A 23,853-nucleotide genomic window follows, 5' to 3' on the forward strand; every position below is an offset into this window, starting at 1 on the left:
GGCCATGACAGTGCCCGACCGCCCCCGCCTCAACATGATCGCAGGCCCCTTACTGGGCGAATTTTTGTTGGGCATGAGTGTGGCCATGGGCGGCTTGTGGTTGGCCTCGCACACTTCGGATGCGGCGGCTGGCGCCTTTGGGCTGGTGAACCAGATTCTCGAAACCCTGTTCGTGGTGTTTCGCGTGCTGGCCATTGGCCTGGGCGTAGTGGTCACCCAGTATCTGGGTGGGCAGCAACATGCCTCGGCACGACGCGCCGCGTTGTTGGCACTGGGCGCCAGCACCTGGGCTGGGGTTTTGGTGGTGTGCATCGTAGTGGCGGGCAACGACCTGGTGTTGGACTGGCTCAACGCGCCTGACCAGATCGTGGTGCTGGCTGCTCCCTATCTGCAGTGGTTTGCGCCCGCACTGATGCTGGAAGCCTACAACCTCAGCATGGCATCGGTTTTGCGGGCACACCTGCATTCCAGGGATTCGCTCAAGGTCATGGTGGTGATGCACAGCAGCCATTTGCTGCTGGCGGCGCTGCTGATGCGCGACTGGGGCGAGTGGGATGGCTTGGGCCTGGAGGGCTACGCGATTGCCATGCTGATCAGCCGTGCGCTGGGGCTGGTCATGCATTTGTGGTTCTGGCGCATCCGCATGCAACTGGTGCCGCGCTGGCGCGATTGGTGGGCTGCTGCTTGGAAAGATTTGGCGCCTGTGTTGCGCGTGGGGCTACCCGGCGCAGGGGTGGAGGTGGCCTACCGGGGTGCGTTCATGGTGTCGCTGGCTGCCACAGCGCGTCTCGGTGTCACGGCACTGGCCACCCATTCGTACACGCTGCAATTGCTGAAGTACGTGCTACTCACTAGCATGGCCATTGGCTGGGCCTGCGAGATCATGGTGGGGCGGCTGGTGGGAGCGGGCGACCTGCGCGTGGCCAATGGGTTGGTACGTAAGGCGGTGCGCAACGGCTTGCTGGCTTCGGGGTCGCTGGCCTTGTTGGCGGCGCTCGGCGCACCCTGGCTCATGCGCATCTTCACCAAAGATCCGGCGGTGATTCACGCGGCGCAAACGCTGCTGTGGTTGTCGTTGTTGCTGGAAACGGGCCGCGTGTTTAACCTGATTTTGAATGGCGCGCTGCGGGCTACGGGGGATGCGCTGTACCCCGCCGCCTCCAGCGTAGCTTCGCTGATCCTGGTGCTGGGCGTGGGCTCGTTCTGGCTGGGCCGTTTGTTGGGCTTGCCTGGCATCTGGCTGGCCTATGCCATCGACGAGTGGATACGCGGGCTGCTGTTGCTGGCCCGCTGGCTGTGGCGCGGTTGGTTGCCCAACGCGCGCGACAGCCGCCGACGCCTGCGCGCCGGCGGTTGAGGCCTAGCCGAAGGTGCAGGGCAGCACGCCCTGTACGCCTGGCTCCAGCACGAAGATGCTGCCCGCCAGGGGGTAGCGCTCCAAGGTCGCGGCATCCAGTCCAATGCGCGCGCTGGTCACCAGCAGCACGTCCAGATTGGGCCCGCCAAAGGCCATGCTGGTGATCTGCGGTGCTGGCAAGTTGATGGTGCGCAGCAGCCCGCCCGCCGGCGTTAACTGGCGGATGCAGGCGCCGCCCCAGAAGGCCACCCACACATTGCCGTCGCGGTCCAGCGTCATGCCGTCGGGCGAGCCTTGCTCGCCACCAAAGGTGTTCCACACGGCCTTATTCGACAGTTCGCCCTGCGCCGACAGGTCGTAGCGGTAAACGGTCTCCAGAAAGGAGTCGGTGTGCAGCATCCAGCTCGCATCATGTGCAATGGCCGGACCGTTGGCAATATAGATGCCGCTTTCCACCACGTCGAACGCGCCGCTGGGCTGGAGCCTTGTGAGGCGGCCGCGTTGCAGGCTGGCATCGTCGTTGTGCATGGAGCCGGCCCAGATGCGGCCATGGCAGTCGGCCTTGGCGTCGTTCAGGCGCACCAGAGGTTCGTCCGGGTGCGGGCTGCCGACGGGTTCGATGCGCAAACTGGGCTCCAGCCACAGGCGCACAAAGCCTGATTGCAGGCCGGCCATGAAGCCGTCTCCGTCGGCGCGCGGTATCAGCCAGCAAATGCGCTCGGGCATGGACCAGCTCTGGCGGGCATCGGTCGCCGGCGTCCAGGCGTGCAAGGCTTTGCCGTGGATGTCGACGAAGAAAAAACGCGCACTGGCGGCGTGCCACAGCGGACCTTCGCCCAGCAGCAGCTCGGCAGGCCAGACGCTGCGAACGGTAGGGGGGCTCAGGTCCATCCGGCGTCCACCACAAAGTCTTGCGCCGTCACCATGCGGCTGTCATCGGCGGAGAGGAACAGGGCCATATTGGCCACGTCACTGCCCACAATGCGGCCGGGCAGGCACTGGTTCTCATCCATGGCTTTTTCGCCAGCTTCATCCACCCACATGGTGAGCTGCTTCTCGGTCATGATCCAGCCGGGCGAGAGCGTGTTCACGCGGATGTTGAGCTTGCCCAGGTCGCGTGCCAGGCTGCGCGACAAGCCCACCGTAGCGGACTTGCAGGTAGCATACACCGGGTAGCCGGCGCCCTTGATCATCCAGCTGATGGAGCCCAAATTCACGATGGCACCGCCGCCCAAACGCTTCATGCCCTCGACCACGGATTGGGCCGCGAAGAAAGCGGGACGCAGGTTAATGGCGACGCGCCAGTCAAAGTCGTCCGGGGTCACGTCAGCCAGGTCGTGACGCTGGTCGTTGGCCACGTTGTTCACCAGCACGCCGATGTCGCCAAAGCGTTCGGCCGTGGTGGCAATGGCCGCCTTCAGCGCGGCCACATCCGCGGCGTCGCTTTGCAGGAACAGCGGCGTGGGGCCGTAGGCAGAGGCCGCTTCAATGACTTGGGCCGCGGACTCGGCATTGCGGCCCGTGAAAGCCACTTGTGCGCCTTGGCGCGCGTAGGCAATCACGATATCCGCACCAATGCCCGAGCTACCGCCCGTGACGAAGACCGTACGTCCAGCAAGGCTGGGGTACTTGGCGTAGTTGGAAAGGGGTGGGGTTTGCATAGGTGTCAGTGAAAGTTGCTTCCAAATTGTAGCGGGAATGTTTAAATCATCATACAAATAATTGATTCCTCGTCTGTCATGCGGCAGGGGGGATCACTGCGCGTTTCATGAGGGAACGGGTGTCAGACAGCATGCCCGCCATGCGGTGCAGCGCACTTTGCGCGTCACGCGCTTGGATGGCTTCAAACACCTTCTGATGGTCGGGCAGTGCCTGCTTGAAATTCTCGGACGTGCGGGCACTCACCGCCAGCAGTGACTCCAGCGCGCTGCCGATGATGGCGGCCAGGGGCATGAGCAGCGGGTTGTTGGTCGCCTTGAGTACGGCGGTGTGGAAGGCCAGGTCGGCCTGTACCCACTCGCTGATGTGGCTCGCGTCCTGCATGGCGTCGAGTGCCCGCGCAATGTCTGCCAGTTGCTCAGGCCGGTGGCTGGTGGCGGCCAGGGCTGCGGCAGAGGGCTCGATGATTTCACGCAGCTCAGTCAGGTGTTGCAGAAACTCGGCATCCGCACCCGTGGCGCAGCGCCAGGCCAGGATGTCGGGATCCAGCAGGTTCCATTGCTCGGTCGTGCGTACCCGGGTGCCAATGCGCGGTCGAGGCTCCAGCAGGCCCTTGGCCGCCAGCACCTTGATGGCCTCGCGCAACGCAGTGCGGCTGACCGCAAGCTCGGTGCAAAGCTGGTCTTCATTGGGCAGCAAGGCTCCGGCTGCATAGACGCCGCCCACCACCCGGCGCCCCAACTCGTGCACCACCTGGCCGTGCAAGTTGCGCCCGGCGTAGGTGGCGTGGGAAGGGACTGCGGTGGACTTCATGGGGCAGGGGAATAGGCTAATGCGGCACAATCGGGTTTAATCATCATATGTTTAAATTTGCCTGAACATCCTCTGTGAACTCTAAAAATATGGCCGCCAACCCTGTTGTTTCCATTGTCGGTGTGGACTGGGGTACCACCCACCGCCGCGCGTATGCCATTGCAAGCGAGGGCGTGCTGGTGCGCGAAGTCTCTGATTCTGATGGTGCGCTGGCCTGCAAAGGTCGTTTTCCCGCAGCACTCGACGCAGCTTTGCAAGCGTTGGAGGTGCAGGGCGCCGGTGTCGTGCTGGCGGGCATGGTGGGTAGCGCCTTGGGTTGGCACGAGGTGCCCTATGTGGACGCCAGCGTGCCCGTGCAGGACCTGGCTGCCCATGCCATGCGAGTGCCGGATGCGGCGTCCGGTGTGTCGGCCATCATCATTCCCGGCTACCGTGTGCGCAATGCGCAGGGTGTGCCCGATGTGATGCGTGGTGAGGAAACCCAGTTGCTGGGTGCCTGGGCCCTGGGCCACCGCAGCGGCTGGTTTGTGTTGCCCGGCACCCACAGCAAGTGGGTGGAGCTGCACGAAGGTCGCGTGGTGCAACTGCGCACCTACATGACCGGTGAATTGTTTGACTTGCTCAGCAAACACGGCACGGTGGCCGCCGCCGCCGGGGGTGTGGCCCCGGTGTGGGACGAGGCTGCTTTTGCAGAAGGCGTGAAGGCCGCAGGCCACCATGCACTGAGCCACCAGATCTTCAGCGTTCGAGCCCGCGTGGTCTGCAAAGACATGCCGGCCTCCAGCACCATCGCATACCTGAGTGGCCTGTTAATCGGCACCGAGCTCAAGGATGTGCTGCTGGGCAGCGCAGGCGCAGGGCCGCAGGGCACGTTCAAGCTGCTGGGCTCACCGCAATTGGCGGCCCACTACCAAACTGCAGCCCAGCACCTGGGCCTGTCGTTTGACATTCTCGATGCCAAAGCCGCCTTTGTGGCGGCCGTTCACCATATTCAACAGAACTGGAAACCCCTATGAGCGACTCTTCCGAATTGCTGGCGCGCGCGCGCCAAACGCCACTGGTGGCCATCCTGCGCGGACTGCTGCCCGCCGAGGCGCAGGCGGTGGGCGAGGCCCTGGTCGAGAGCGGTTTCCGCACGCTGGAAGTGCCACTGAACCGCCCCGGGGCGTTGGAATGCATTGCCACGCTGGCGCGCACCCTGCCTGCCGATGCCATCGTGGGCGGCGGCACCATGCTGACCGTCGCCGACGTGGAGGCCGTGCACGCCGCAGGTGGCCGCCTCATGGTCTCGCCCAACTGCGATGTGGCGGTGATTCGCCGCGCGGTCGAGCTGGGCATGCTGTGCGCGCCGGGTGTGGCCACCCCCACGGAAGCCTTTGCAGCCTTGCAGGCCGGCGCGCATGCGCTCAAGCTGTTCCCTGCCGAAATGGTGGGCCATGGCGGAATCAAGGCGCTCAAGTCGGTCGTCCCCGCTGGCACAGACCTCTGGCCCGTGGGTGGCATCACGCCCGAGAGCATGGGCCCCTGGAAAAAGGCGGGCGCCACCGGTTTCGGTATTGGCAGCCAGCTGTTCTCGCCAGGCACCTCGGCTGCCGATGTGCTGACACGCGGTCGCGCTTACGTGCAGGCCTGGCAGCAGGCCTGACCTGCTAGCCCTGTTTCAGGGCCAGGGCGCGCTCGTACAGCGCGTTGCGGGCTTCGCCTGTGATATCCGCTGCCAGTTTGACCGCGGTTTTCAGCGGCAACTCTTCCAGCAGCAGTTTGAGCACCCGGTCGTCCGGCGCCTGCGTAGCGCTGGCCGGAGCGGGGTGAATCACCAGCGCAAACTCGCCGCGCAGGCGGTTCGCATCCGCCGCCAGCCAGGTTGCGAAATCGCTGGCCGTCACCGTGGCAATCTCCTCAAACTGCTTGGTCAGCTCGCGCCCCACGGTCACCAGGCGCGCTTGTAGCGGCGCCAGCGCCAATGACAACGCTTCAATGCGGTGGGGGGCTTCCAGCAGCACTACCGCGCGGCGCTCTTCGGACAGCATCTGCACCTCGTGCGCGCGCTCAGTCGCCTTGGACGACAAAAAGCCCCGGAACACAAATCCGCCAAGGCCGTCAGCGCCTTCGGCCAAGCCCGCTGCGCACAGGGCCGTGGTCACGCTGCTGGCCCCGGGCAGGGGGATGCTGCGCAGTCCCGCGGCCCGCACTTGGGCCACCAGTCGTGCACCGGGGTCACTGATGCCCGGCGTACCCGCATCGCTGACATAGGCCACGCGCTGGTCCTGGCGCAGCCGGTCCACCACGGTCTGGGCCGCCTGGGCCTCGTTGTGCTGGTGCAAAGCCAGCAACTGGCCCGATGGCTTGTCGATGCCATAGGCGCGCAGCAGTTGCTGGGTGTGGCGCGTGTCTTCGCAGGCAATGGTGTCGGCCAGTGACAGCACATGCAGCGCACGCAGGCTGATGTCGGCCAGGTTGCCAATCGGGGTGGCCACCAGGTACAGCGCGCCCTGCGGATAATGCTGCGCACCGGCCGCCTCTTTGGCGGCGGACAGGGCAGAGATAAAAGACGCACTCATATGGGTTTCTTTCCAACACGACCAAGGCCGGGCGCCACCACCAAACAACTGGGGGACGCGGGAGAAGCGACGGCGCTGCGCTATTTGCAGGCACAGGGTTTGCAACTCGTTGAGCGCAATTATCGAACCCCCGGGCGCGGTGGCGGAGAAATCGACCTCATCATGCGCGCGTCCGATGGCACGCTGGTGTTTGTGGAGGTGCGCAAACGCGCCTCCACCACGCACGGCGGCGGTGCCGCCAGCGTGAGTGCCACCAAGCAGCGGCGCATCATCTTTGCGGCGCAGCACTACCTGCTGCGTCTGCGCACGCTGCCGCCATGCCGTTTTGATGTGGTGGTGCTCGACGGTGACGGCGTGCAGTGGCTGCAAGCGGCCTTTGACGCATCTTGATACAGGCCTTGACGTCCCAGCAAAAAGGGCTTTCGGGGGCCGCGGTATCATGCGGGCCATGCTGGAACAACGAATTCAACAACACTTTATCGACAGTGCCGACCTGAAATACCAGTCGGCGCAAGCCCTGAGCAAACCCATTGCTGCAGCTGTGCAAGCCATGTTGGCCTGCGTCACCAGCGGTGGCAAGGTCCTGGCGTGTGGCAATGGCGGCTCGGCTGCTGACGCGCAGCACTTTGCTGCCGAATTTGTCGGCCGCTTTGAGCGAGAGCGCCCTGAGCTGGGCGCCATTGCGCTGACCACCGACACCTCCATCATCACGGCCATTGCCAACGATTACGACTTTGACGAGATCTTCTCGCGCCAGGTGCGTGCGCTGGGTTCACCCGGTGACGTGTTGCTGGCCATCTCCACCAGCGGCAACTCGGCCAACGTGCTGGCTGCCATTGAAGCTGCGCATGCCCGCGAAATGGTCGTGGTGGGGCTGACCGGACGCAACGGCGGCAAGATGGCCCAGGTGCTGCGCGATACCGATGTCCACATCTGCGTGCCGCATGAACGTACCGCCCGCATCCAGGAAGTCCACCTTTTGACACTGCATTGCATTTGCGATGCGGTTGATGCCCAGCTTTTGGGCGAACAGGAACCCAACGCATGAACAACCGTCTCTTGAAACGCCTGGCCCTGGCTGCCGCATTGGCCGGCGCCCTGACCAGCCTGTCTGCCTGTTTTCCGCTGATCGTGGGAGGCGCCATGGTGGGCGGCACTCTGGTCGCCACCGACCGCCGCACCTCCGGCTCGGTGCTGGAGGACGAGGGCATTGAGCAGCGTGCGGCCAGCCGCCTGCGCGAAAGCCTGGGTGACCGTGCCCACGTGAATGTGACCAGTTACAACCGCCAGGTGTTGCTGACGGGTGAAGTGCCCACAGCACAAGACAAGCAGTTGGTGGAGCAAATCGTGTCCCGTGTGGATAACGTGCGCAACATCGTTAACGAGTTGGCCGTGATGGGCAGCTCCACGCTGACGCAGCGTTCGTCCGACTCTCTGGTGACAGGCCGCGTGAAGGCCGCCTTGGTAGATGCCAAGGACCTGTTTGCCAACGCCTTCAAGGTGGTCACCGAGCGCGGCACCACCTACGTGATGGGCCGCGTGACCGAGCGGGAAGCCAAGCGTGCGACTGCCGTGATCAGCAGCACCTCGGGTGTGCAGCGCGTAGTGCGGATTCTGGAAATCATCTCCGAAGACGAGCTGGCGCGGACCCTACCGCAAAAGCCGGCCTCAGACGCTACCAAGTAAAAAAAACGGCCCTCTCAGGGCCGTTTTTTTTTGGGGCGCAGCGGTCTACTTCAGCCGCTTGATGAGACTGCTCGTGTCCCAGCGCTGGCCGCCCATCTGCTGCACATCGGCATAGAACTGGTCCACCAGTGCGGTCACCGGCAAGCGGGCTCCATTGCGTTTGGCCTCGTCCAGCACCAAGCCCAAGTCCTTGCGCATCCAATCCACCGCAAAGCCAAAGTCAAACTTGTCGGCCACCATGGTCTTGCCACGGTTGTCCATCTGCCAGCTTTGCGCCGCCCCCTTGCCAATCACGTCCAGCACTTGGCCCATGTCCAGCCCGGCTTTCTGGCCAAAGGCAATCGCTTCCGACAGGCCCTGTACCAGCCCGGCGATGCAGATCTGGTTCACCATCTTGGCCAATTGACCGGCACCGCTCTCGCCCAGCAGGGTGAAGGCGCGGGAGAAGGCCATGGCCACAGGCTTCACGGTTTCAAACGCGTCGGCATCGCCGCCGCACATCACAGTCAGCAGGCCGTTTTGTGCACCGGCCTGGCCGCCGGAGACGGGGGCATCAATGAATTGCAGGCCCTTGGCCGCGGCTGAGGCGCTGAGCTCACGTGCAATGTCGGCCGATGCTGTGGTGTGGTCCACAAAGATGGCACCGGGCTTCATGCCTGCAAAGGCGCCGTCGGCCCCCAGCGTTACGCTGTGCAGGTCGTCGTCATTGCCCACGCAGCAAAAGATAATGTCGGCCTTTTGTGCCGCCTGGCGCGGGGTCTCGGCGTGGGTATGGGCACCTAATTGGCTGTTAGCCCCCGCAAATTCTGCGCACCAAGCTACAGATTTGCTAGCAGTGCGGTTGTACACGGTGACCTGGTGGCCAGCGCGTGCCAAGTGGCCGGCCATGGGATAGCCCATGACGCCCAGGCCCAGGAAGGCCACGGAATACGCGGGGGAGGGTTCGTAGGTCTTGTCGTTGATATTGGGCATCTGGATCACATAATCGCGAAATTTTCGGTACCGGCGGACAGGTCATTGGACTTGCCACGCTGGCTGTTGAGTTTGATCTGCAGGCGCAGGTCGTTCAACGAGTCGGCGTTGCGCAACGCATCTTCGTAGGTGATGGCGTTGCCTTCGTACAGGTCAAACAGCGCCTGGTCAAAGGTCTGCATGCCGGCTTGGCGGCTCTTCTTCATGATTTCCTTCACCTCGGACACTTCGCCCTTGAAGATCAGGTCGGAAATGAGCGGCGAGTTGATCATGATTTCCACTGCAGCGACACGGCCCTTGCCGTCCTGCTTGGGGATCAGGCGCTGCGAAACCAGGGCTTTCAGGTTCAGCGACAGGTCCATCAGCAACTGGCTGCGGCGCTCTTCGGGGAAGAAGTTGATGATGCGGTCCAGCGCCTGGTTGGCGCTGTTGGCGTGCAAGGTGGCCAGGCACAAGTGGCCCGTTTCGGCAAAGGCCACCGCGTGCTCCATGGTTTCGCGATCACGGATTTCGCCCATCAGGATCACATCGGGCGCCTGGCGCAGCGTGTTCTTGAGGGCTGCTTCCCAGCTGTCGGTGTCCAGGCCCACTTCGCGCTGCGTGACCACGCAGTTCTTGTGCATGTGGACGAACTCCACCGGGTCTTCGATGGTGATGATGTGGCCAAAGGACTTGTCGTTGCGCCAGTCCACCATGGCGGCCAGGGTGGTCGATTTACCGGAGCCGGTGGCGCCCACCATGATGCACAGGCCCCGTTTGGCCATCACCACTTCCTTGAGCACCTGGGGCACACCCAGGCCATCGATCGTGGGCAGCACCTGAGGAATCACCCGCAGCACCATGCCCACCTTGCCTTGCTGGATGAAGGCGTTCACGCGGAAGCGGCCAATGTTGGCGGGCGAGATCGCAAAGTTGCTCTCTTTGGTGCGCTCAAACTCGGCCACCTGCTTGTCGTTCATGATGGAACGGGCCAGCGCCAGCGTGTGGGCGGCATTCAGCGGCTGCGGGGACACCTTGGTCACCTTGCCGTCCACCTTGATGGCGGGGGGGAAGTCGCCGGTGATGAACAGGTCGCTGCCATTGCGGCTGACCATCAGCTTGAGCAAGTCGTTGATAAATTTGGTTGCCTGATCGCGTTCCATAAGAACACCTCCTTGTCTGTTTAGCCCGGGAAGTTCTCGGGGATTTTGGCTTTGCTGCGCGCTTCTGCCGCGCTGATGACGTTGCGCTTGACCAGGTCGGTGAGGTTCTGGTCCAGCGTCTGCATGCCCACGCTGTTGCCGGTTTGGATGGCCGAGTACATCTGCGCCACCTTGGCTTCGCGGATCAGGTTGCGGATGGCGCTGGTGCCCAGCATGATCTCGTGCGCCGCCACACGGCCCTGGCCGTCCTTGGTCTTGCACAAGGTCTGCGAGATCACGGCCTGCAGCGATTCGGACAGCATGGCGCGCACCATTTCCTTTTCTTCGGCGGGGAACACGTCAATGATCCGGTCGATGGTCTTGGCCGCGCTGGAGGTGTGCAGTGTGCCGAACACCAAGTGCCCGGTTTCGGCGGCCGTCATGGCCAGGCGGATGGTTTCCAGGTCACGCATTTCGCCCACCAGAATTGCGTCCGGATCTTCCCGCAGGGCGGACTTCAGGGCGGCGGCAAAGCTCAGCGTGTGTGGCCCCACCTCGCGCTGGTTCACCAGGCACTTCTTGGACTCGTGCACGAATTCGATGGGGTCTTCCACGGTCAGGATGTGGCCGAACTCGGTTTCGTTCAGGAAGTTGACCATTGCCGCCAGCGTGGTGGACTTGCCCGAACCCGTGGGGCCTGTCACCAGCACCATGCCGCGGGGCTTGAGGGCCAAGTCGGCAAAGATCTTGGGTGCATTGAGCTGCTCCAGCGAGAGGATCTTGCTCGGAATCGTCCGGAACACGGCACCCGCGCCGCGGTTGTGGTTGAAGGCGTTGACGCGAAAGCGTGCCAGGCCGTCGATCTCGAACGAAAAGTCGATTTCCAGAAACTCTTCGTACATCTTGCGCTGGGTGTCGTTCATGATGTCGTACACCATGGCGTGCACCTGCTTGTGGTCCAGCGGCTCCACGTTGATGCGGCGCACATCGCCATGCACACGGATCATCGGGGGCAGACCTGCGGAAAGGTGCAAGTCGGAAGCCTTGTTTTTGACGCTGAACGCCAGCAGCTGGGTAATGTCCACGGGATCCTCTTTGGGGCAGATGGGTTTGGTACGCTTGGGAGATTATGACGATGATTGCCGACAATCTCCACGCTGTTCGCAGCCGCATGGCCGACGCCTGTACCGCTGCCGGGCGTTCAGTGGACGCGGTGCAGTTGCTGGCCGTCTCCAAGACCTTCGGCCCCGAGGCGGTGCAAGACGCCTTTGATGCGGGCCAGCGTGCCTTTGGCGAGAACTACATCCAGGAGGCGGTGGAGAAGATCGCCACGCTGGAGCACCTGGGGTTGGAGTGGCACTGCATTGGCCCCATCCAGAGCAACAAGACGCGCCTGGTGGCTGAGCACTTCCAGTGGGTGCATACGGTGGACCGCCTGAAGATCGCCCAGCGCCTGAGCGAGCAGCGCCCGGCCCATTTGCCGCCGCTGCAGGTGTGTGTGCAGGTGAATGTGGATGGTGGCCCTACCAAGTCGGGCGTGGTGCCGGACGAGGCGTTGGCCTTGGCGCGCGCCGTGGCCGCGCTGCCCCGGCTGCGCTTGCGCGGCATCATGTGCATTCCTGAGCCTGCTCCTGATTTTGTAGCTGCAAGCACAGTGTTTGCGAGGGCTAAAGGCTTGTTTGATGCCTTGAATGCCGCCGGGTTGGCGCTGGATACTCTCTCCATGGGCATGAGTGCAGACCTCGACGCCGCAGTGGCGTCGGGCAGCACCCTGGTGCGCGTGGGTAGTGCGATCTTTGGTACCCGCAGCTACCCCGCTACTTAGGTGCGCACGCGTCCGTCGCCGGTGAGCATGGACAGCTCGACAAAGTTGGAGGCCACATGCTCGTTGCGCGAGAAGTTCACGTTGAAACCACCAAAGGGCTGGCCGTTGATGCTTTCCAGGGCGGCTATCAGGCCGTCTGCGCCCCCTTTGGCCCCGGAGCGGCGCATGCCTTCGGCCAACACGCGGGCAGCGATATAACCCTCCATGCTGGAAAAATTGGCCTGGACGGATCCGTTGGCCTTGCGCACCGCATCGGCAAATTCACGCGAGATCGGTTTGCTACCCGTATAGGGTGATGGAACGACCTGCGAGACCACGATGCCTGCGCCGTCTTTGCCCAGTTCGTCAGCCAAAGCCTGGGTGCCCACGAACGACACGTTGTAAAGCCCGCCACCATAGCCAGCCTTGCGCGCCGCACGGATGTAGGCTGCGCTAGCCTGGTAGGCGCTGATTTGCACCACCGCTTCGGGCGCAGCGGCGTTGATGGTCTCCACGGCCTTGGCTACATCTACTGAATTTCGCTCCACCGTGGCCGCGGCCACGGGCTTGAGGTTCAGGGCCGCCAACGCTTGCGTGACGCCGTCCAGGCCGGCCTTGCCGTAGGCATCGTTCTGGTAAAAAACCGCGACCTTGGTGAGGCCCACATGGTGCAACTGTTTGACGATCAGTGCCGTCTCATCGTTGTACGACGCGCGGACATGGAAGGCATAGCGGTTCATGGGGGTACGCAAGCCCATGGCGCCGGTGAACGGCGCTACGAAAGGAACTTTTGCTTTGGTGGCCAGTGGCAGGGCGGCCAGGCTGGTGGGGGTGCCGATATAGCCAAAGAGGGCAAAGACGTCGTCCTCGAGCAGCTTCTTGGTGTTGTCCGCGCAACGTTCAGGCTCGTACCCGTCGTCAAGCTTGCGGATTTCTACGCTGCGCCCGCCCACGCCGCCTTGCGCATTGAGCTGGTCGAAGTAGAGCTTGGCGCCCGCATGGAACTGAATGCCGAGCTGGGCCGCTGGACCCGTAAAGGCGGCCGATTGGCCAAGGATGATTTTGTCGGACTGTGCGCGTACGGCCGGAAACCCGGCTAGACCCGCGACGCCGGCGGCGAAAGAAAATTGGCGACGATTAATCATCGCGCTATTTTCCTGTGGATTAGGGTAAACCCTAGTATTTGTTACGATTGGAGATGGGTTGTGCACTCTAATGGCCCAACGCCAAGTGGGTGGAGTTCTTGACTTCTTCCATCACCGCATAGGTACGGGTCTCTCGCACGCCGGGCAACTGCCACAGCACGGTGCCGGCAAACTGGCGGTAGGCCGCCATGTCGGCCATGCGGGTCTTGAGCAAATAGTCAAAGCCACCGGCCACCATGTGGCACTCCATGATCTCGGCGCGCACCTGCACCGCGGCCTTGAAGGCGTCAAACACATTGGGCGTGGTCTTGTCCAGCAGCACCTCGACAAAGACCATCATCCCGGCGCCCAGCTTCAGCGGGTTCAACCGAGCCTCATAGCCCAGGATGTAGTTCTCCTTGGTCAGGCGTTGTACACGGGCCAGCACCGCGGTGGGCGACAGGCCCACCGTCTCGGCCAGCTTGAGGTTGGACAGGCGGCCATCCGCTTGCAGGCAGGCCAGAATGCGCAGGTCGATGCGGTCGAGTTCAGGAGCGTCACTCACGGGCGGGGCGGCTCAATGGAGCTTGAAAAAGCTCACATCTTGCATCAATCGCTCGGCCTGGTCTGACAGCGAGGTCGCTGCGGCCGCGGTCTCTTCTACCAGCGCTGCGTTTTGCTGGGTGTTCTGGTCCAGGTCATGCACCGCGCTGCCCACCTGGGCTACACCCAGAGACTGCTCCCGCGTGGCATTGGCAATTTCGGCCATCAACGTGTCGATGCGCCCGGCGTTGCTCACAATTTCCTGGATGGTGGCGCCGGCTTCGCCTACCACCTGCGTGCCTTTTTCCACCTGCTCCATGCTGGCGTTGATGAGCTGCTTGATCTCTTTGGCAGCTTCGGCACTGCGGCCGGCCAGGCTGCGCACCTCGGTGGCCACCACAGCAAAGCCGCGGCCCTGTTCACCGGCGCGGGCCGCTTCCACGGCGGCGTTCAGCGCCAGGATGTTGGTCTGGAAGGCGATGCCGTCAATCACGCTGATGATGTCGGCAATCTTGGCCGACGACGTATTGATGCCATGCATGGTGTCCACCACCTGGCCAATCACCTTACCGCCGCGTTCAGCGGCCGCCGCATTGGCGCGCACGATGTCGGCCGCCCCCGCCACCGTGTCCGAGGTGCGCTGCACGGTCTCTGAAATCTGGGTCATGGTGGCAGCGGTTTGCTCCAGCGCCGCGGCACTGGCTTCGGTGCGGCGCGACAGGTCCTGCGATGCCGAGGCGATTTCCTCGCTGGCCGTGTTCACGTTGCCCGCGCCATCCAGCGTGTTGCGCACGATCACGCGCAGGCTGGCCTCCATGTCGCGCAGCGTGATCATCAGGTGGGCGGCTTCGTCCTTGCCCCAGGGGGTGGGGGCTGTGATCAGGTTGCCCATGGTGATTTGTTCGAGGTGTCCGGTTACTTCGCGCAGGCCGCCCATCATCACTTTGTAGAAAGCCAGCAACATGTAGAAAGCCAGGGCCACAAAGAACGCGGCCAGAGCCAGGCGCTTCCAGAAGTCAGACTGGACGCCAGCGATGCGCTCGTTCAGGCGCAGTTCCAGTTGCTGCAGGAGTTTGTCATTCAAGGCGCGCTCGGCTCCCAAGGATGCCGCGCCGAGTTTCAAATAGGCGTCTGCATCGCCTTCCACCTTTTCACCCATCAGCTGCGCTTTGCTGGCGGCTTGAAATGCGTCATAGGCTTCGTCGTTGGCTTTCATGCCGTATTTGGCGTCTGCCTCTGGTGTGCCGCCCGTGGCACTGATGTAGTCTTTTTCCACGATGCCGTCGATGAACCGCAGGATGCCCGTGTCGGCCTGAATGCGTTCGTTCAGAAAGCCAGTTTTGTCGCCGCTTTTCAGTGCGGACCAACCCAGCACCGACAGTTCCGACACGTTTTCCATCTGCTGCGGGCCGTAGAGGATGGAGTAGTTCATCAGATGGAACGTGTCCAGGTCGGGGTCGAGTGCCAATTCGGACGTGTCCGCCACCAGCTTCACCAAGTCCAGCGAGGCATCAATGAACGCGTTGTGGATGTCGAAGGATTCTTGTGCGTCTTTGCCCTGCGGGTTGGCAAGCAGAGCCCGGTGGGCCGTTTCCAGTTTGCCGAAAGCTTGGGTTGTCCCCAGATTTTGTCCAAGTTCTTTCTCGGCGGCCTGCAGTTTGGTGAACGCATCCGTCACCTTGCTTTGGCTGGCGTTCAGGTCCGGGGATTTGATGGCGACTAACTGCCGGCGCAGTTGGGCCTGCTGGATCAACTCTTGCAGTGGCTTGACGTAAGCAATGCCTTGCAGCTCATGCCGGGTAGTCGCCACCTGATTGGCGGTGTTGGTCCAAATGTCAGCCAGCAACAGCACGATGGGGATGAGAAACATCACCGCAATCCAGCTGGACTTGGCCGGAAAGGCCAAGCGGCGAAACAGACGCACGCCGGGCGACAGCCAGCCGTGGTAGCGGAAAAAGGAACCGAATCCGGCATCACCGGCCAAGCTGGAGGTTGTCATAGGATGGTCAAAATCAGTAAATATGCGAGTATTGTAGTGCTGTTTTCAATTTTTGTGTTTTATTTATCATTTTTATCCTTTGTGTGGATAAATAAATACATACGCTTTAGTTTTGGCGCGGGCCGTTTGTAGAGGGTCGGGCCTACACGCCGCTGACATCGGTGCTCAAGCGGCGAGGGGAGCGGGGCGACCAAAGAGGTAGCCTTGGAAATGGGTGCAGCCCAGCGCCACCAGGGCATCGCGCTGTTCAGCGGTCTCCACACCTTCCGCAATCACTTGCAGCTGCAGGCTGTCGCCCAGCGTGACGATGGCACGCACGATGCTGGCGCTGGACTGGTCCAGCAGCAGGTCGTGGACGAAGGATTGGTCGATCTTGAGCTGGTCCAGCGGCAGGCGCTTGAGCACGTTCAGTGAGGAGTAGCCCGTGCCAAAGTCGTCCAGCGCAAACTGCACGCCCAGCGCCTTGAGGGCATCCATCTTCTGGATGACACCGGCAAGGTCGTCGATCAGCTGGCTTTCGGTCAGCTCCAGCTCCAGCCGGCAAGGGTTGGCACCGGTGGCTTGCAGAATGCCCTGAACCTCGTCCACAAAATTGTGTTGCCGGAACTGGCGGGCGCTGATGTTCACCGCGATCGACAAGGACTGTGTGTCTGCATGGGCGGCCCAGACCACCAGTTGTTTGCAGGCCGCTTCCAGGATCCAGCGGCCCAGCGGCAAGATCAACCCCGAAGACTCGGCCACAGGGATGAATTCGGCCGGGGACACCAAGCCGCGTGTGGGGTGTTGCCAGCGCACCAGGGCCTCAACGCCCACGGGCAGTTGGTGCTCGTCCACCTGGGGCTGTCCATACAGCACAAACTGCCCGGCTTCCAACGCCTGGTCCAGATCGGCCTCCAGGGCGGTGCGTGCGTTCACCTGCGCCTGCATTTGTGGGTTGAAGAAGCGCACCGTGTTGCGCCCGTCGGCCTTGGCCTGGTACATGGCCAGGTCTGCCTGGCGCAGCAGCTCATCCTGTCCGTTGGGCGCGCCGCGGAACATGGCAACGCCGATGCTGACCGTGGTTTTGAAATGGTGGCCGCCCAGCACATACGGTTCAGACAGGTGCTGCAGAATTTTTTGCGCCACGTGCTGTGCGTGGAGTGCGGCCTCGTCGGCTTCGGGTTTCAGGCCTTCGAGCATCACCACAAACTCGTCGCCGCCCTGGCGGGCCAGCGTGTCCTGGGCGCGCACACAGTGCGCCAGGCGCTGCGCGATCTGGGTCAGCAGCAGGTCGCCGGTGGAATGGCCCAGGGTGTCGTTGAGGTCCTTGAAATTGTCCACATCCACAAACAACAAGGCGCCACATTCGGCGCTGCGTTTTTGCGCGCTCAGGGCTTGCTGGAGCCGCTCCATGAGCAGGCGGCGGTTGGGGAGTTGCGTGAGCACATCGTAAAACGCCAACTGGTGGATGGCCCGTTCACTCAGTTTTTGGCGCGTGATGTCGGTGGAAATACCGCAGAGGGCGTAGACCGTGCCGTCGGGCCGGCGCAGCGGCAATTTGACCGACAGGTAGGTGTACTCGGCATCGCCCTCTGCCGCGTGGTTGACTTCCTCTTCCTCCACCCGTTCGCCATGCTCCACCACGCGCAGGTCATGGGTGCGCAACCGGGTAACGGTGGGTGGGTCAAAGAAATCGGCATCGGTACGGCCCACCACTTTGTCCTGTGTCGTCCCAAACAGATCGGCCACCTTGCGGTTGACATACTGGTAACGCAGCTCCGTGTCCTTGATGTAGATGTAGGCATCCACACTGTCCAGAATCGTGTTCAGCCGCTCTTCGCTGGCGCGCAAACTGCGGGTCTTCTCGGCCACCTCGCGGCGCATCAAACCCCAAGAGCCCACGGCCAGGGCCAGAAGTGCCACGAGGCCACCCAGCAACCACCAAACGCTCTCCGGGATAGCCACCTTCGGGGGCGCCGCCATCCAGCGATTCAGGACTTTGTAGTACTGCGAATCCTGCCGCCCCTGCCACTGGCGCATGGCTGCGTCCATGGCGGCCATCACGTCCGCGTTGCGCCCCTTGCCGGTGGCAAAGAACAGCTGTGCGGGCTGGAACAGCATGGGCGTGGACTCCAGCTTGAAACGCGTGGCCTGCAGGTCGCCATAAAAGCGGTTGGCTACCGCCGCATGCACCTTGCCCTCGCCCGCCATGGCAAAGGCGTCCTGCAGACTTTGCACAGGCACCAGCTCTGCCTGCATGCCAAACCCGGCAAGCAAATTGCGCAGGTAGTCCTGCTGCACCGAGCCCTCCAGCACGGCAATGCGCTTGCCTTGCAGGTCCAGGGCCGACCGGATGGTCACGCCTGAGCGGGCATAGACTTGGGACCAGCTCAGCAAACTCGGGGTCGCGGGGAAGTCGAACAGGGTGGCCCGTTCTGCGCTGTAGGCCACGTCGGGCATCAGGTCCAGTTCTCCACGCTGCAGCGCTTGCAGGCAGGCCGTCCATTCGCAGGGCACCGCCACCAAGGTCCAGTTTTCGGAATTCGCAACCTCGGCCGCCAGATCACCAAAGATGCCCGAGGCCCGCTGCTGTGCATCCAGAAAGATTTTGGGTTCGTTCTGGTAGACCCCCATGCGCACGATGCGGGGCGCATCGGCCCGCGCAGTGATGGCCGCTGCCGTCGCGAACAACGCCACCAGAATGGCCCAACGATGCCAGGGCGGGGATAGCAGGCGGGACCAGGGCATCAACACGACTCCTCAGCAGTTCGGCTGCTATTTTGCGCTCCATTTACCGCGGCATCGTGACCATGGTTGCGGACGCTGAATTTTCTTCGGTCGGCCAAAGAGAAGAATATTTAACTATCGAATGCATTAAATATGGATAAATATTCGTTGAATATGGCTTAAAAATACGCAGAAATCTCATCCATCGCCGGAGTCTCCATGTCCCCCATCGCCGCCCTTTCCCGCCTGCCCAACCCCTATCGCCCCGAGGGCGCCACGGTGTCCCAGCGCCTGCAGTCGCTGGAATCGGCGCTGGACTGGGCCGATGCGGCCCGCGTGGCCGCGCCCTGGGTGCAGGCCGTGCGTGACAACCCGCCACCCTTCTGGGCGATGGAAAGCCTGCTGAAGGAATACCCCATCTCCAGCGCCGAGGGACTGGCCCTGATGCGCCTGGCCGAGGCGCTGTTGCGCGTGCCCGACGCCGAGACCGCCATCGCGCTCACCACCGACCAGCTGGGCCGCGCTGACTTCGAGGCCAGCGGCGACAAGGTGCTGTCGCGTCTGTCCAGCACCGCCATTGCGCTGTCCAAGCACTTTCTACCCGACGCCGAGCACGCGCCCGGCATCATGGCCAAGCTGGGTGCGCGCACCGTGGTGGCCGCTACGCTGCGCGCCGTGCAGCTGCTGGGTCGCCAGTTTGTACTGGGCCAGACCATGCCGGAGGCGATGAAGGAGGCGGACGCAGCGCGCAAAAAGTCCAATGTCTGCTTCAGCTACGACATGCTGGGCGAGGGTGCACGCACGGACAAGGACGCGCTGCGTTACCTGCAAAGCTATGCAGATGCTATTGAATTCATAGCTGCTCGCGCAAACAAGACGGGGGCTTTGGCCAAGAATGACGGCATATCCATCAAGCTGAGCGCCCTGTTCCCGCGCTACGAAGACGCGCACCGCGAGCAGGTGCTACTCAATCTGGTGCCGCGCGTGTGGACGCTGTGCATGGCCGCGGCCACGGCCAACATCAACCTCACCATCGACGCGGAAGAGGTGGACCGCCTGGAACTGTCGCTGGAGGTACTGGAAGCGCTGCTGGTGCGTGTGGCCGCCCACTGCCCGGCATGGACCGGCCTGGGGCTGGCCATGCAGGCCTACCAGACACGTGCGCTGGAACTCATTGAGCACGTCACCGCGCTGGCGCGCAAGCACCAGGTCAAGCTCATGTGCCGCCTGGTCAAGGGCGCGTATTGGGACGCCGAAATCAAGCGCGCGCAGGAGCTGGGCCTGCCGCACTACCCGGTGTTCACCCACAAGCACCACACCGATGTGTCCTACCTGGCCTGCGCGCGGGCGCTCTTGGCCGTGCCCGACGCCATCTTCCCGCAGTTCGCCACGCACAACGCGGCCACCATCGCCGCCATCCTGCAAATGGGTGCCAAGAGCGGCGCGGCCTTTGAGTTGCAGCGCCTGCACGGCATGGGCGAGGGCGTGTACCGCGAGGTGCTGAAGAACCCGCTGATCAGCTGCCGCATCTACGCGCCCGTGGGCGCGCACCGCGACCTGCTGGCCTACCTGGTGCGCCGCCTGCTGGAGAACGGCGCCAACTCCAGCTTTGTGCACCAGTTGGCGGACGAGTCCGTCGGCATGCAGGAGCTGCTGATCTCGCCGCTGCGCCTGGAACCCCAGCCCAGCCTGCCGCTGCCGGCCGACCTGTTTGGCAGCCACGCCGGTGCGCGTGCCAACAGCACGGGGCTGGACCTGACCGTGCCTGCCCACCGCGACCCACTGCTGGCCGCGCTGGCCACCACCCCCGTTCCGGTGGTGCCCGAGGCCGATGTGAAAACCATCCCCAGCGCCTATGCAGCCTGCGCTAGCGGCTATCAACAATGGAGCAAGGTTCCGGTGGAAGAACGCGCCGTGGTGCTGCGCCGCGCGGCCGATGCGCTGCAGGCCGCCATGCCGCAGTTCTGCGCACTGCTGGTGAAGGAAGCCTTCAAGACCTGGGGTGACGCCGTGAGTGAGGTGCGCGAGGCGGTGGACTTTCTTCGCTACTACGCCGACGAGGCGCAGCGCATCATGCAGCCCATCAGCTGCCCCGTTGTCGCCCATGCGCAAGCCGGCTACCAGTACGGCGTGACTGGCGAGACCAACACCCTGCGCCTCACCGCGCGCGGGGTCTGGGTCTGCATCAGCCCCTGGAATTTCCCGCTGGCCATCTTCATGGGCCAGGTGGCTGCGGCACTGGCCACGGGCAACACCGTGCTGGCCAAGCCTGCGGAGCAAACCCCGGGCGTGGCCAGGGCCGCAGTGGACCTGATGGTGGCAGCCGGCGTGCCGGCGGACGCACTGCAACTGCTGCACGGCGCGGGCGAGACCGTGGGGGCGGCCCTGGTGGCACAGCCCGGCGTGGCCGGCGTGGTGTTCACCGGCTCCACCCAGGTGGCCAAGATCATCCAGCGCGCGTTGGCGGCCAAGGACGGCCCCATCGTCCCGTTGATTGCCGAGACCGGCGGCATCAACGCCATGCTGGTGGACAGCAGCGCGCTGCCCGAGCAGGTGGTGGACGCCGTGGTGCAAAGCGCCTTCCGCTCGGCCGGCCAGCGCTGCTCTGCGCTGCGCCTGCTGGTGGTGCACAGCGCCATTGCCGACGGCGTGATCGAAATGCTGCAGGGCGCGGCGCAGGAGCTGCAGGCCGGCAACCCGGCCGACCTGGCCACCGACCTGGGACCAGTGATTGACCGCGAGGCGTTTGACAACATCCAGCGCCACATTGCACGCCTGAAGTTCGAGTCAAAAGTGTTGCTAGCCCCCGCAGAATCTGCACAAGCAGCTACGGAAACAATAGCAAACCTGATTGCCCCGCACGCGTTCGAAGTGGACCAGATCGCCGATGTGAAGGCGGAAATCTTCGGCCCCGTGCTGCAGGTGGTTCGCTGGGACGGCAATCCTGAGGACGTGATCGCCCAGATCAACGCGCTGGGCTATGGCCTCACGCTGGGTATCCAGACCCGCATCGACAGCCGCGCCCAGGCGCTGGCGGCGGCCGCCCATGTGGGCAACATCTATATCAACCGCAACATGATTGGCGCCGTGGTGGGCGTGCAGCCCTTTGGTGGAGAAGGCCTCTCCGGCACCGGCCCCAAGGCCGGTGGCCCGCACTACCTGTACCGCTTCTGCGCGGAGCAGACCGTGACCGTGAACACCACCGCTGCGGGCGGCAATGCGGCGCTGCTGGCCAGCATGCACTAAGGGGCGGCGGGCTCAGGCCCGCGCGGCCACCCAGGCGGCCAGCGCCTCGGCCGGCATGGGCCGCGCAAACCAGTAGCCCTGCGCATAGTCGCAGCCGGCCTGCAGCAGCAGGTCGTGCTGCTCGGCGGTCTCCACGCCCTCGGCCACCACCTGCAGGCCCAGCGCATGGGCCATGGCCACCATGGCTTTGCACAGGGTGAAGTTGGTGGACGCTGGCTGCAGGTCACGCACAAAGGACTGGTCGATCTTGATGAAGTCGATGTCGAACTTTTGCAGATACGACAGCGAAGAGTAGCCCGTGCCGAAGTCGTCCAGCGCCACCTGGATGCCCGCGTCGCGCCACTCCAGCAGCTTGGCGGTGACCCCGGCATTGCTGTCCAGCAGCACGCCTTCGGTGATCTCCACCGCCAGGCAGTCGCCGGGCAGGCCCTGGGCCTGCAGGCGCTGCACCCAGGTTTCGTTCTGCGTGCGCGCATGCTGGAACTGCACGGGAGAGCTGTTGATGCTGATCTGGAACTGCGGGTGCAGGCGCTGGCGCCACTGCTGTACCTGGGCCGTGGCCTGGTCAAACACCCAGTCGCCAATCTCCACAATCAGGCCGCTGGCCTCGGCAATCGGGATGAAGGCGGCAGGGCTCACCACGCCGCGCTCGGGGTGCTGCCAGCGAATGAGCGCCTCGGCCTTGTAGACCGCACCCGTGGCCAGGGCCACGATGGGCTGGTACAGCAGGTGGAACTGCTGCGCACCCAGCGCAAAACGCAGGTCGGTGGCAAGACGGGCCCGGGTCAGCGCAGCCTCTTGCAGTGCCGGGGTGAAAAAGCTGAAGCGGTTGCGCCCCGCGCCTTTGGCCACATACAGGGCCTGGTCCGCATTTTTGTACAGGGCCTCCACCTCGGTACCGTCCATGGGGTACAGGGTGATGCCGATGCTGGCGGACACAAACATCTGCTCCGCCCCCAGCTGGAACACCTGGGCCATGCTCTGCAACAGCTTGTCCAGCAGGGACTCCAGACCGCTGGTGTCGGTCAATTCGGTGATCAGGATGGTGAACTCGTCGCCGCCCATGCGGGCCACGGTGTCGCTCTCACGCACGCACTGGCGCAGGCGCCGCGCAGCTTCCACCAACAGCAGGTCGCCGTTGTCATGGCCTAGCGTGTCGTTGACGGCCTTGAAGTGGTCCAGGTCAATGAACAGGATGGCCAGCTGCAGGTTGTCACGCCGGCTGCGCTTGATTTCCTGTTCCAGCCGGTCGCGCAGCATGCGCCGGTTGGGCAGGCCGGTGAGCGCGTCAAAGTAGGCGTGCTGGCGCACCAGCTCTTCGGCGCTTTTGCGCGCAGTGATGTCGGTGTGCGTACCAATCATGCGCAGCGGGTGACCCGCAGCGTCGCGGTTGATCACCATGCCGCGGGTGAGCACCCATTTCCAGCTGCCATCCTTGCACTGCACGCGGTGTTCGTTGGTGTAGGTGGGCGTCAGCCCGTCAAAGTGGGCTTGGCGGTCGCGCGTCAACTGGTCCAGGTCGTCGGGGTGGGTGCGTTGGTCCAGCTCATCGGGGTGGTGGCGCAGCTCTTCTTCGGTAAAGCCGTACATCTCGATCAGGCGTTTGGACAGGAATTCCTTGCCTTCCTGGATGTGCCAGTCCCACACGCCGTCACCCGCACTCTCCAGCGCCAGCTTCCAGCGCTCCTCACTCTGGCGCAGCGTGGCCTCTGCCAGTTTCTGGTCGGTGATGTCCACGTGGGTGCCGATCATGCGCAGGGGCTTGCCGTCTTCGGCGTAGTTGACGACCATGCCGCGCGTGTGCACCCAGATCCAGCTACCGTCCTTGCAGCGCAGGCGCAGGTCGGCGGTGTAGTGCTCGGCCTGGCCGGCCAGGTAGGCGCTGAACGCCTGTGTGACCCGGGCCAGGTCATCCGGATGCAGGCGGCTCACAAACGCCTGGTTGGTGTGGGGAATTTCGCCGACTTCATGCCCTAGCATTTCCTGCCAGCGCCGCGAGTGAATCTGCTCGCCGGTGACCAGGTTCCAGTCCCAGGCGCCGGCGCCCGAGCCCTCCAGGGCCAGTTTCCAGAGGCTGTCGGCATCCTCTTCAAACAGGGCGCCGCTCCAGGCCCGCACAGGCAGGGGCTGCGGGGTCTCAGGCCCGAGGGCATGGGGGCGGGGCAGGTCGTCGGTCACAGTCTGGCTGGCACGGATAAAGGGTGGCGACACCAGGGGCGCGAGGGGTCAAATGACTGTACCCCAAAACCCCTGCGGACAAGC

Annotated in this window: 20 protein-coding genes; 8 read left to right on the plus strand and 12 right to left on the minus strand. The window is 63.6% G+C overall.

Going from position 1 to position 23,853, the window contains the following annotated elements:
- The first annotated feature begins 4 nt into the window (after nt 1-4).
- Nucleotides 5-1,357 (plus strand): MATE family efflux transporter, encoded by a 1,353-nt coding sequence (locus tag AC07OE_RS17985; RefSeq protein WP_495071948.1) that lies wholly within the window; start codon nt 5-7, stop codon nt 1,355-1,357.
- 3 nt (nt 1,358-1,360) lie between these two features.
- On the opposite strand, the gene AC07OE_RS17990 is transcribed toward AC07OE_RS17985, so the two are convergent.
- The 3 genes from AC07OE_RS17990 to AC07OE_RS18000 form a co-directional block, all read right to left on the minus strand.
- A complete protein-coding gene (locus tag AC07OE_RS17990) occupies nt 1,361-2,248 on the minus strand; it encodes an SMP-30/gluconolactonase/LRE family protein (protein WP_495071949.1) in 888 nt (295 codons plus the stop codon).
- Complete coding sequence (locus AC07OE_RS17995; RefSeq protein ID WP_495071950.1) at nt 2,239-3,018, minus strand: SDR family NAD(P)-dependent oxidoreductase; 780 nt, start codon at nt 3,016-3,018, stop codon at nt 2,239-2,241. The genes AC07OE_RS17990 and AC07OE_RS17995 overlap by 10 nt, the downstream gene beginning before the upstream one ends.
- Nucleotides 3,019-3,094: 76 nt before the next feature.
- Complete coding sequence (locus tag AC07OE_RS18000; RefSeq protein WP_495071951.1) at nt 3,095-3,829, minus strand: FadR/GntR family transcriptional regulator; 735 nt, start codon at nt 3,827-3,829, stop codon at nt 3,095-3,097.
- 74 nt (nt 3,830-3,903) lie between these two features.
- Here AC07OE_RS18000 and AC07OE_RS18005 point away from each other — a divergent pair, with 74 nt between their 5' ends.
- Entirely contained in the window at nt 3,904-4,845 is a 942-nt protein-coding gene (locus AC07OE_RS18005; RefSeq protein WP_495071952.1) for a 2-dehydro-3-deoxygalactonokinase, read from the plus strand.
- Entirely contained in the window at nt 4,842-5,474 is a 633-nt protein-coding gene (locus AC07OE_RS18010) for a 2-dehydro-3-deoxy-6-phosphogalactonate aldolase (RefSeq protein WP_495071953.1), read from the plus strand. Before AC07OE_RS18005 ends, AC07OE_RS18010 begins: the two co-directional genes overlap by 4 nt.
- A 4-nt stretch (nt 5,475-5,478) precedes the next feature.
- Here AC07OE_RS18010 and rsmI read toward each other — a convergent pair whose 3' ends face one another.
- Nucleotides 5,479-6,390 carry a 16S rRNA (cytidine(1402)-2'-O)-methyltransferase gene (gene rsmI, locus AC07OE_RS18015; RefSeq protein ID WP_495071954.1) on the minus strand — a complete coding sequence of 304 codons (912 nt, stop codon included), beginning with the start codon at nt 6,388-6,390 and terminating at the stop codon, nt 5,479-5,481.
- Here rsmI and AC07OE_RS18020 point away from each other — a divergent pair, their 5' ends adjacent.
- Genes AC07OE_RS18020 through AC07OE_RS18030 form a run of 3 tightly spaced genes read left to right on the plus strand, consistent with a single transcriptional unit; the run spans nt 6,391 to nt 8,076 of the window.
- Complete coding sequence (locus AC07OE_RS18020; RefSeq protein ID WP_495071955.1) at nt 6,391-6,780, plus strand: YraN family protein; 390 nt, start codon at nt 6,391-6,393, stop codon at nt 6,778-6,780. It begins immediately after the preceding gene.
- 58 nt (nt 6,781-6,838) lie between these two features.
- Nucleotides 6,839-7,438 carry a phosphoheptose isomerase gene (locus tag AC07OE_RS18025; protein ID WP_495071956.1) on the plus strand — a complete coding sequence of 200 codons (600 nt, stop codon included), beginning with the start codon at nt 6,839-6,841 and terminating at the stop codon, nt 7,436-7,438.
- Nucleotides 7,435-8,076 (plus strand): BON domain-containing protein, encoded by a 642-nt coding sequence (locus AC07OE_RS18030; protein ID WP_495071957.1) that lies wholly within the window; start codon nt 7,435-7,437, stop codon nt 8,074-8,076. Before AC07OE_RS18025 ends, AC07OE_RS18030 begins: the two co-directional genes overlap by 4 nt.
- Nucleotides 8,077-8,121: 45 nt before the next feature.
- Here the strand turns inward: AC07OE_RS18030 and AC07OE_RS18035 are convergent, their stop codons facing one another.
- From AC07OE_RS18035 to AC07OE_RS18045, 3 genes are read right to left on the minus strand one after another with little or no spacing between them, the layout of a single operon-like run.
- Nucleotides 8,122-9,048, minus strand: a complete 927-nt coding sequence (locus AC07OE_RS18035; protein ID WP_495071958.1) for an NAD(P)-dependent oxidoreductase — start codon at nt 9,046-9,048, stop codon at nt 8,122-8,124.
- A 5-nt stretch (nt 9,049-9,053) separates the two neighbouring features.
- Complete coding sequence (locus AC07OE_RS18040; RefSeq protein WP_495071959.1) at nt 9,054-10,190, minus strand: PilT/PilU family type 4a pilus ATPase; 1,137 nt, start codon at nt 10,188-10,190, stop codon at nt 9,054-9,056.
- A 20-nt stretch (nt 10,191-10,210) separates the two neighbouring features.
- The gene (locus tag AC07OE_RS18045) at nt 10,211-11,254 is read right to left on the minus strand and encodes a type IV pilus twitching motility protein PilT (RefSeq protein WP_495071960.1); all 1,044 of its coding nucleotides are present in this window, start codon (nt 11,252-11,254) and stop codon (nt 10,211-10,213) included.
- Between the two features lie 44 nt (nt 11,255-11,298).
- Here AC07OE_RS18045 and AC07OE_RS18050 point away from each other — a divergent pair, with 44 nt between their 5' ends.
- Nucleotides 11,299-11,994, plus strand: a complete 696-nt coding sequence (locus tag AC07OE_RS18050) for a YggS family pyridoxal phosphate-dependent enzyme (RefSeq protein WP_495071961.1) — start codon at nt 11,299-11,301, stop codon at nt 11,992-11,994.
- Here AC07OE_RS18050 and AC07OE_RS18055 read toward each other — a convergent pair.
- From AC07OE_RS18055 to AC07OE_RS18070, 4 genes are all read right to left on the minus strand, one after another.
- The gene (locus AC07OE_RS18055; protein ID WP_495071962.1) at nt 11,991-13,118 is read right to left on the minus strand and encodes an ABC transporter substrate-binding protein; all 1,128 of its coding nucleotides are present in this window, start codon (nt 13,116-13,118) and stop codon (nt 11,991-11,993) included. The genes AC07OE_RS18050 and AC07OE_RS18055 overlap by 4 nt on opposite strands.
- A 67-nt stretch (nt 13,119-13,185) precedes the next feature.
- Entirely contained in the window at nt 13,186-13,662 is a 477-nt protein-coding gene (locus tag AC07OE_RS18060; RefSeq protein ID WP_495071963.1) for an Lrp/AsnC ligand binding domain-containing protein, read from the minus strand.
- Between the two features lie 12 nt (nt 13,663-13,674).
- Nucleotides 13,675-15,639 carry a methyl-accepting chemotaxis protein gene (locus tag AC07OE_RS18065; protein ID WP_495071964.1) on the minus strand — a complete coding sequence of 655 codons (1,965 nt, stop codon included), beginning with the start codon at nt 15,637-15,639 and terminating at the stop codon, nt 13,675-13,677.
- Between the two features lie 165 nt (nt 15,640-15,804).
- Nucleotides 15,805-18,366: an EAL domain-containing protein gene (locus AC07OE_RS18070; RefSeq protein WP_495071965.1), complete on the minus strand. Its 2,562-nt coding sequence runs from the start codon at nt 18,364-18,366 to the stop codon at nt 15,805-15,807.
- 198 nt (nt 18,367-18,564) lie between these two features.
- On the opposite strand from AC07OE_RS18070, the gene AC07OE_RS18075 reads away from it, so the two are divergent.
- Nucleotides 18,565-21,591, plus strand: a complete 3,027-nt coding sequence (locus AC07OE_RS18075; RefSeq protein ID WP_495071966.1) for an L-glutamate gamma-semialdehyde dehydrogenase — start codon at nt 18,565-18,567, stop codon at nt 21,589-21,591.
- 12 nt (nt 21,592-21,603) lie between these two features.
- Here the strand turns inward: AC07OE_RS18075 and AC07OE_RS18080 are convergent, their stop codons facing one another.
- Nucleotides 21,604-23,802 (minus strand): putative bifunctional diguanylate cyclase/phosphodiesterase, encoded by a 2,199-nt coding sequence (locus AC07OE_RS18080; protein WP_495071967.1) that lies wholly within the window; start codon nt 23,800-23,802, stop codon nt 21,604-21,606.
- Nucleotides 23,803-23,853: the final 51 nt, after the last annotated feature.

Source organism: Rhodoferax sp. GW821-FHT09E07, assembly GCF_059416145.1.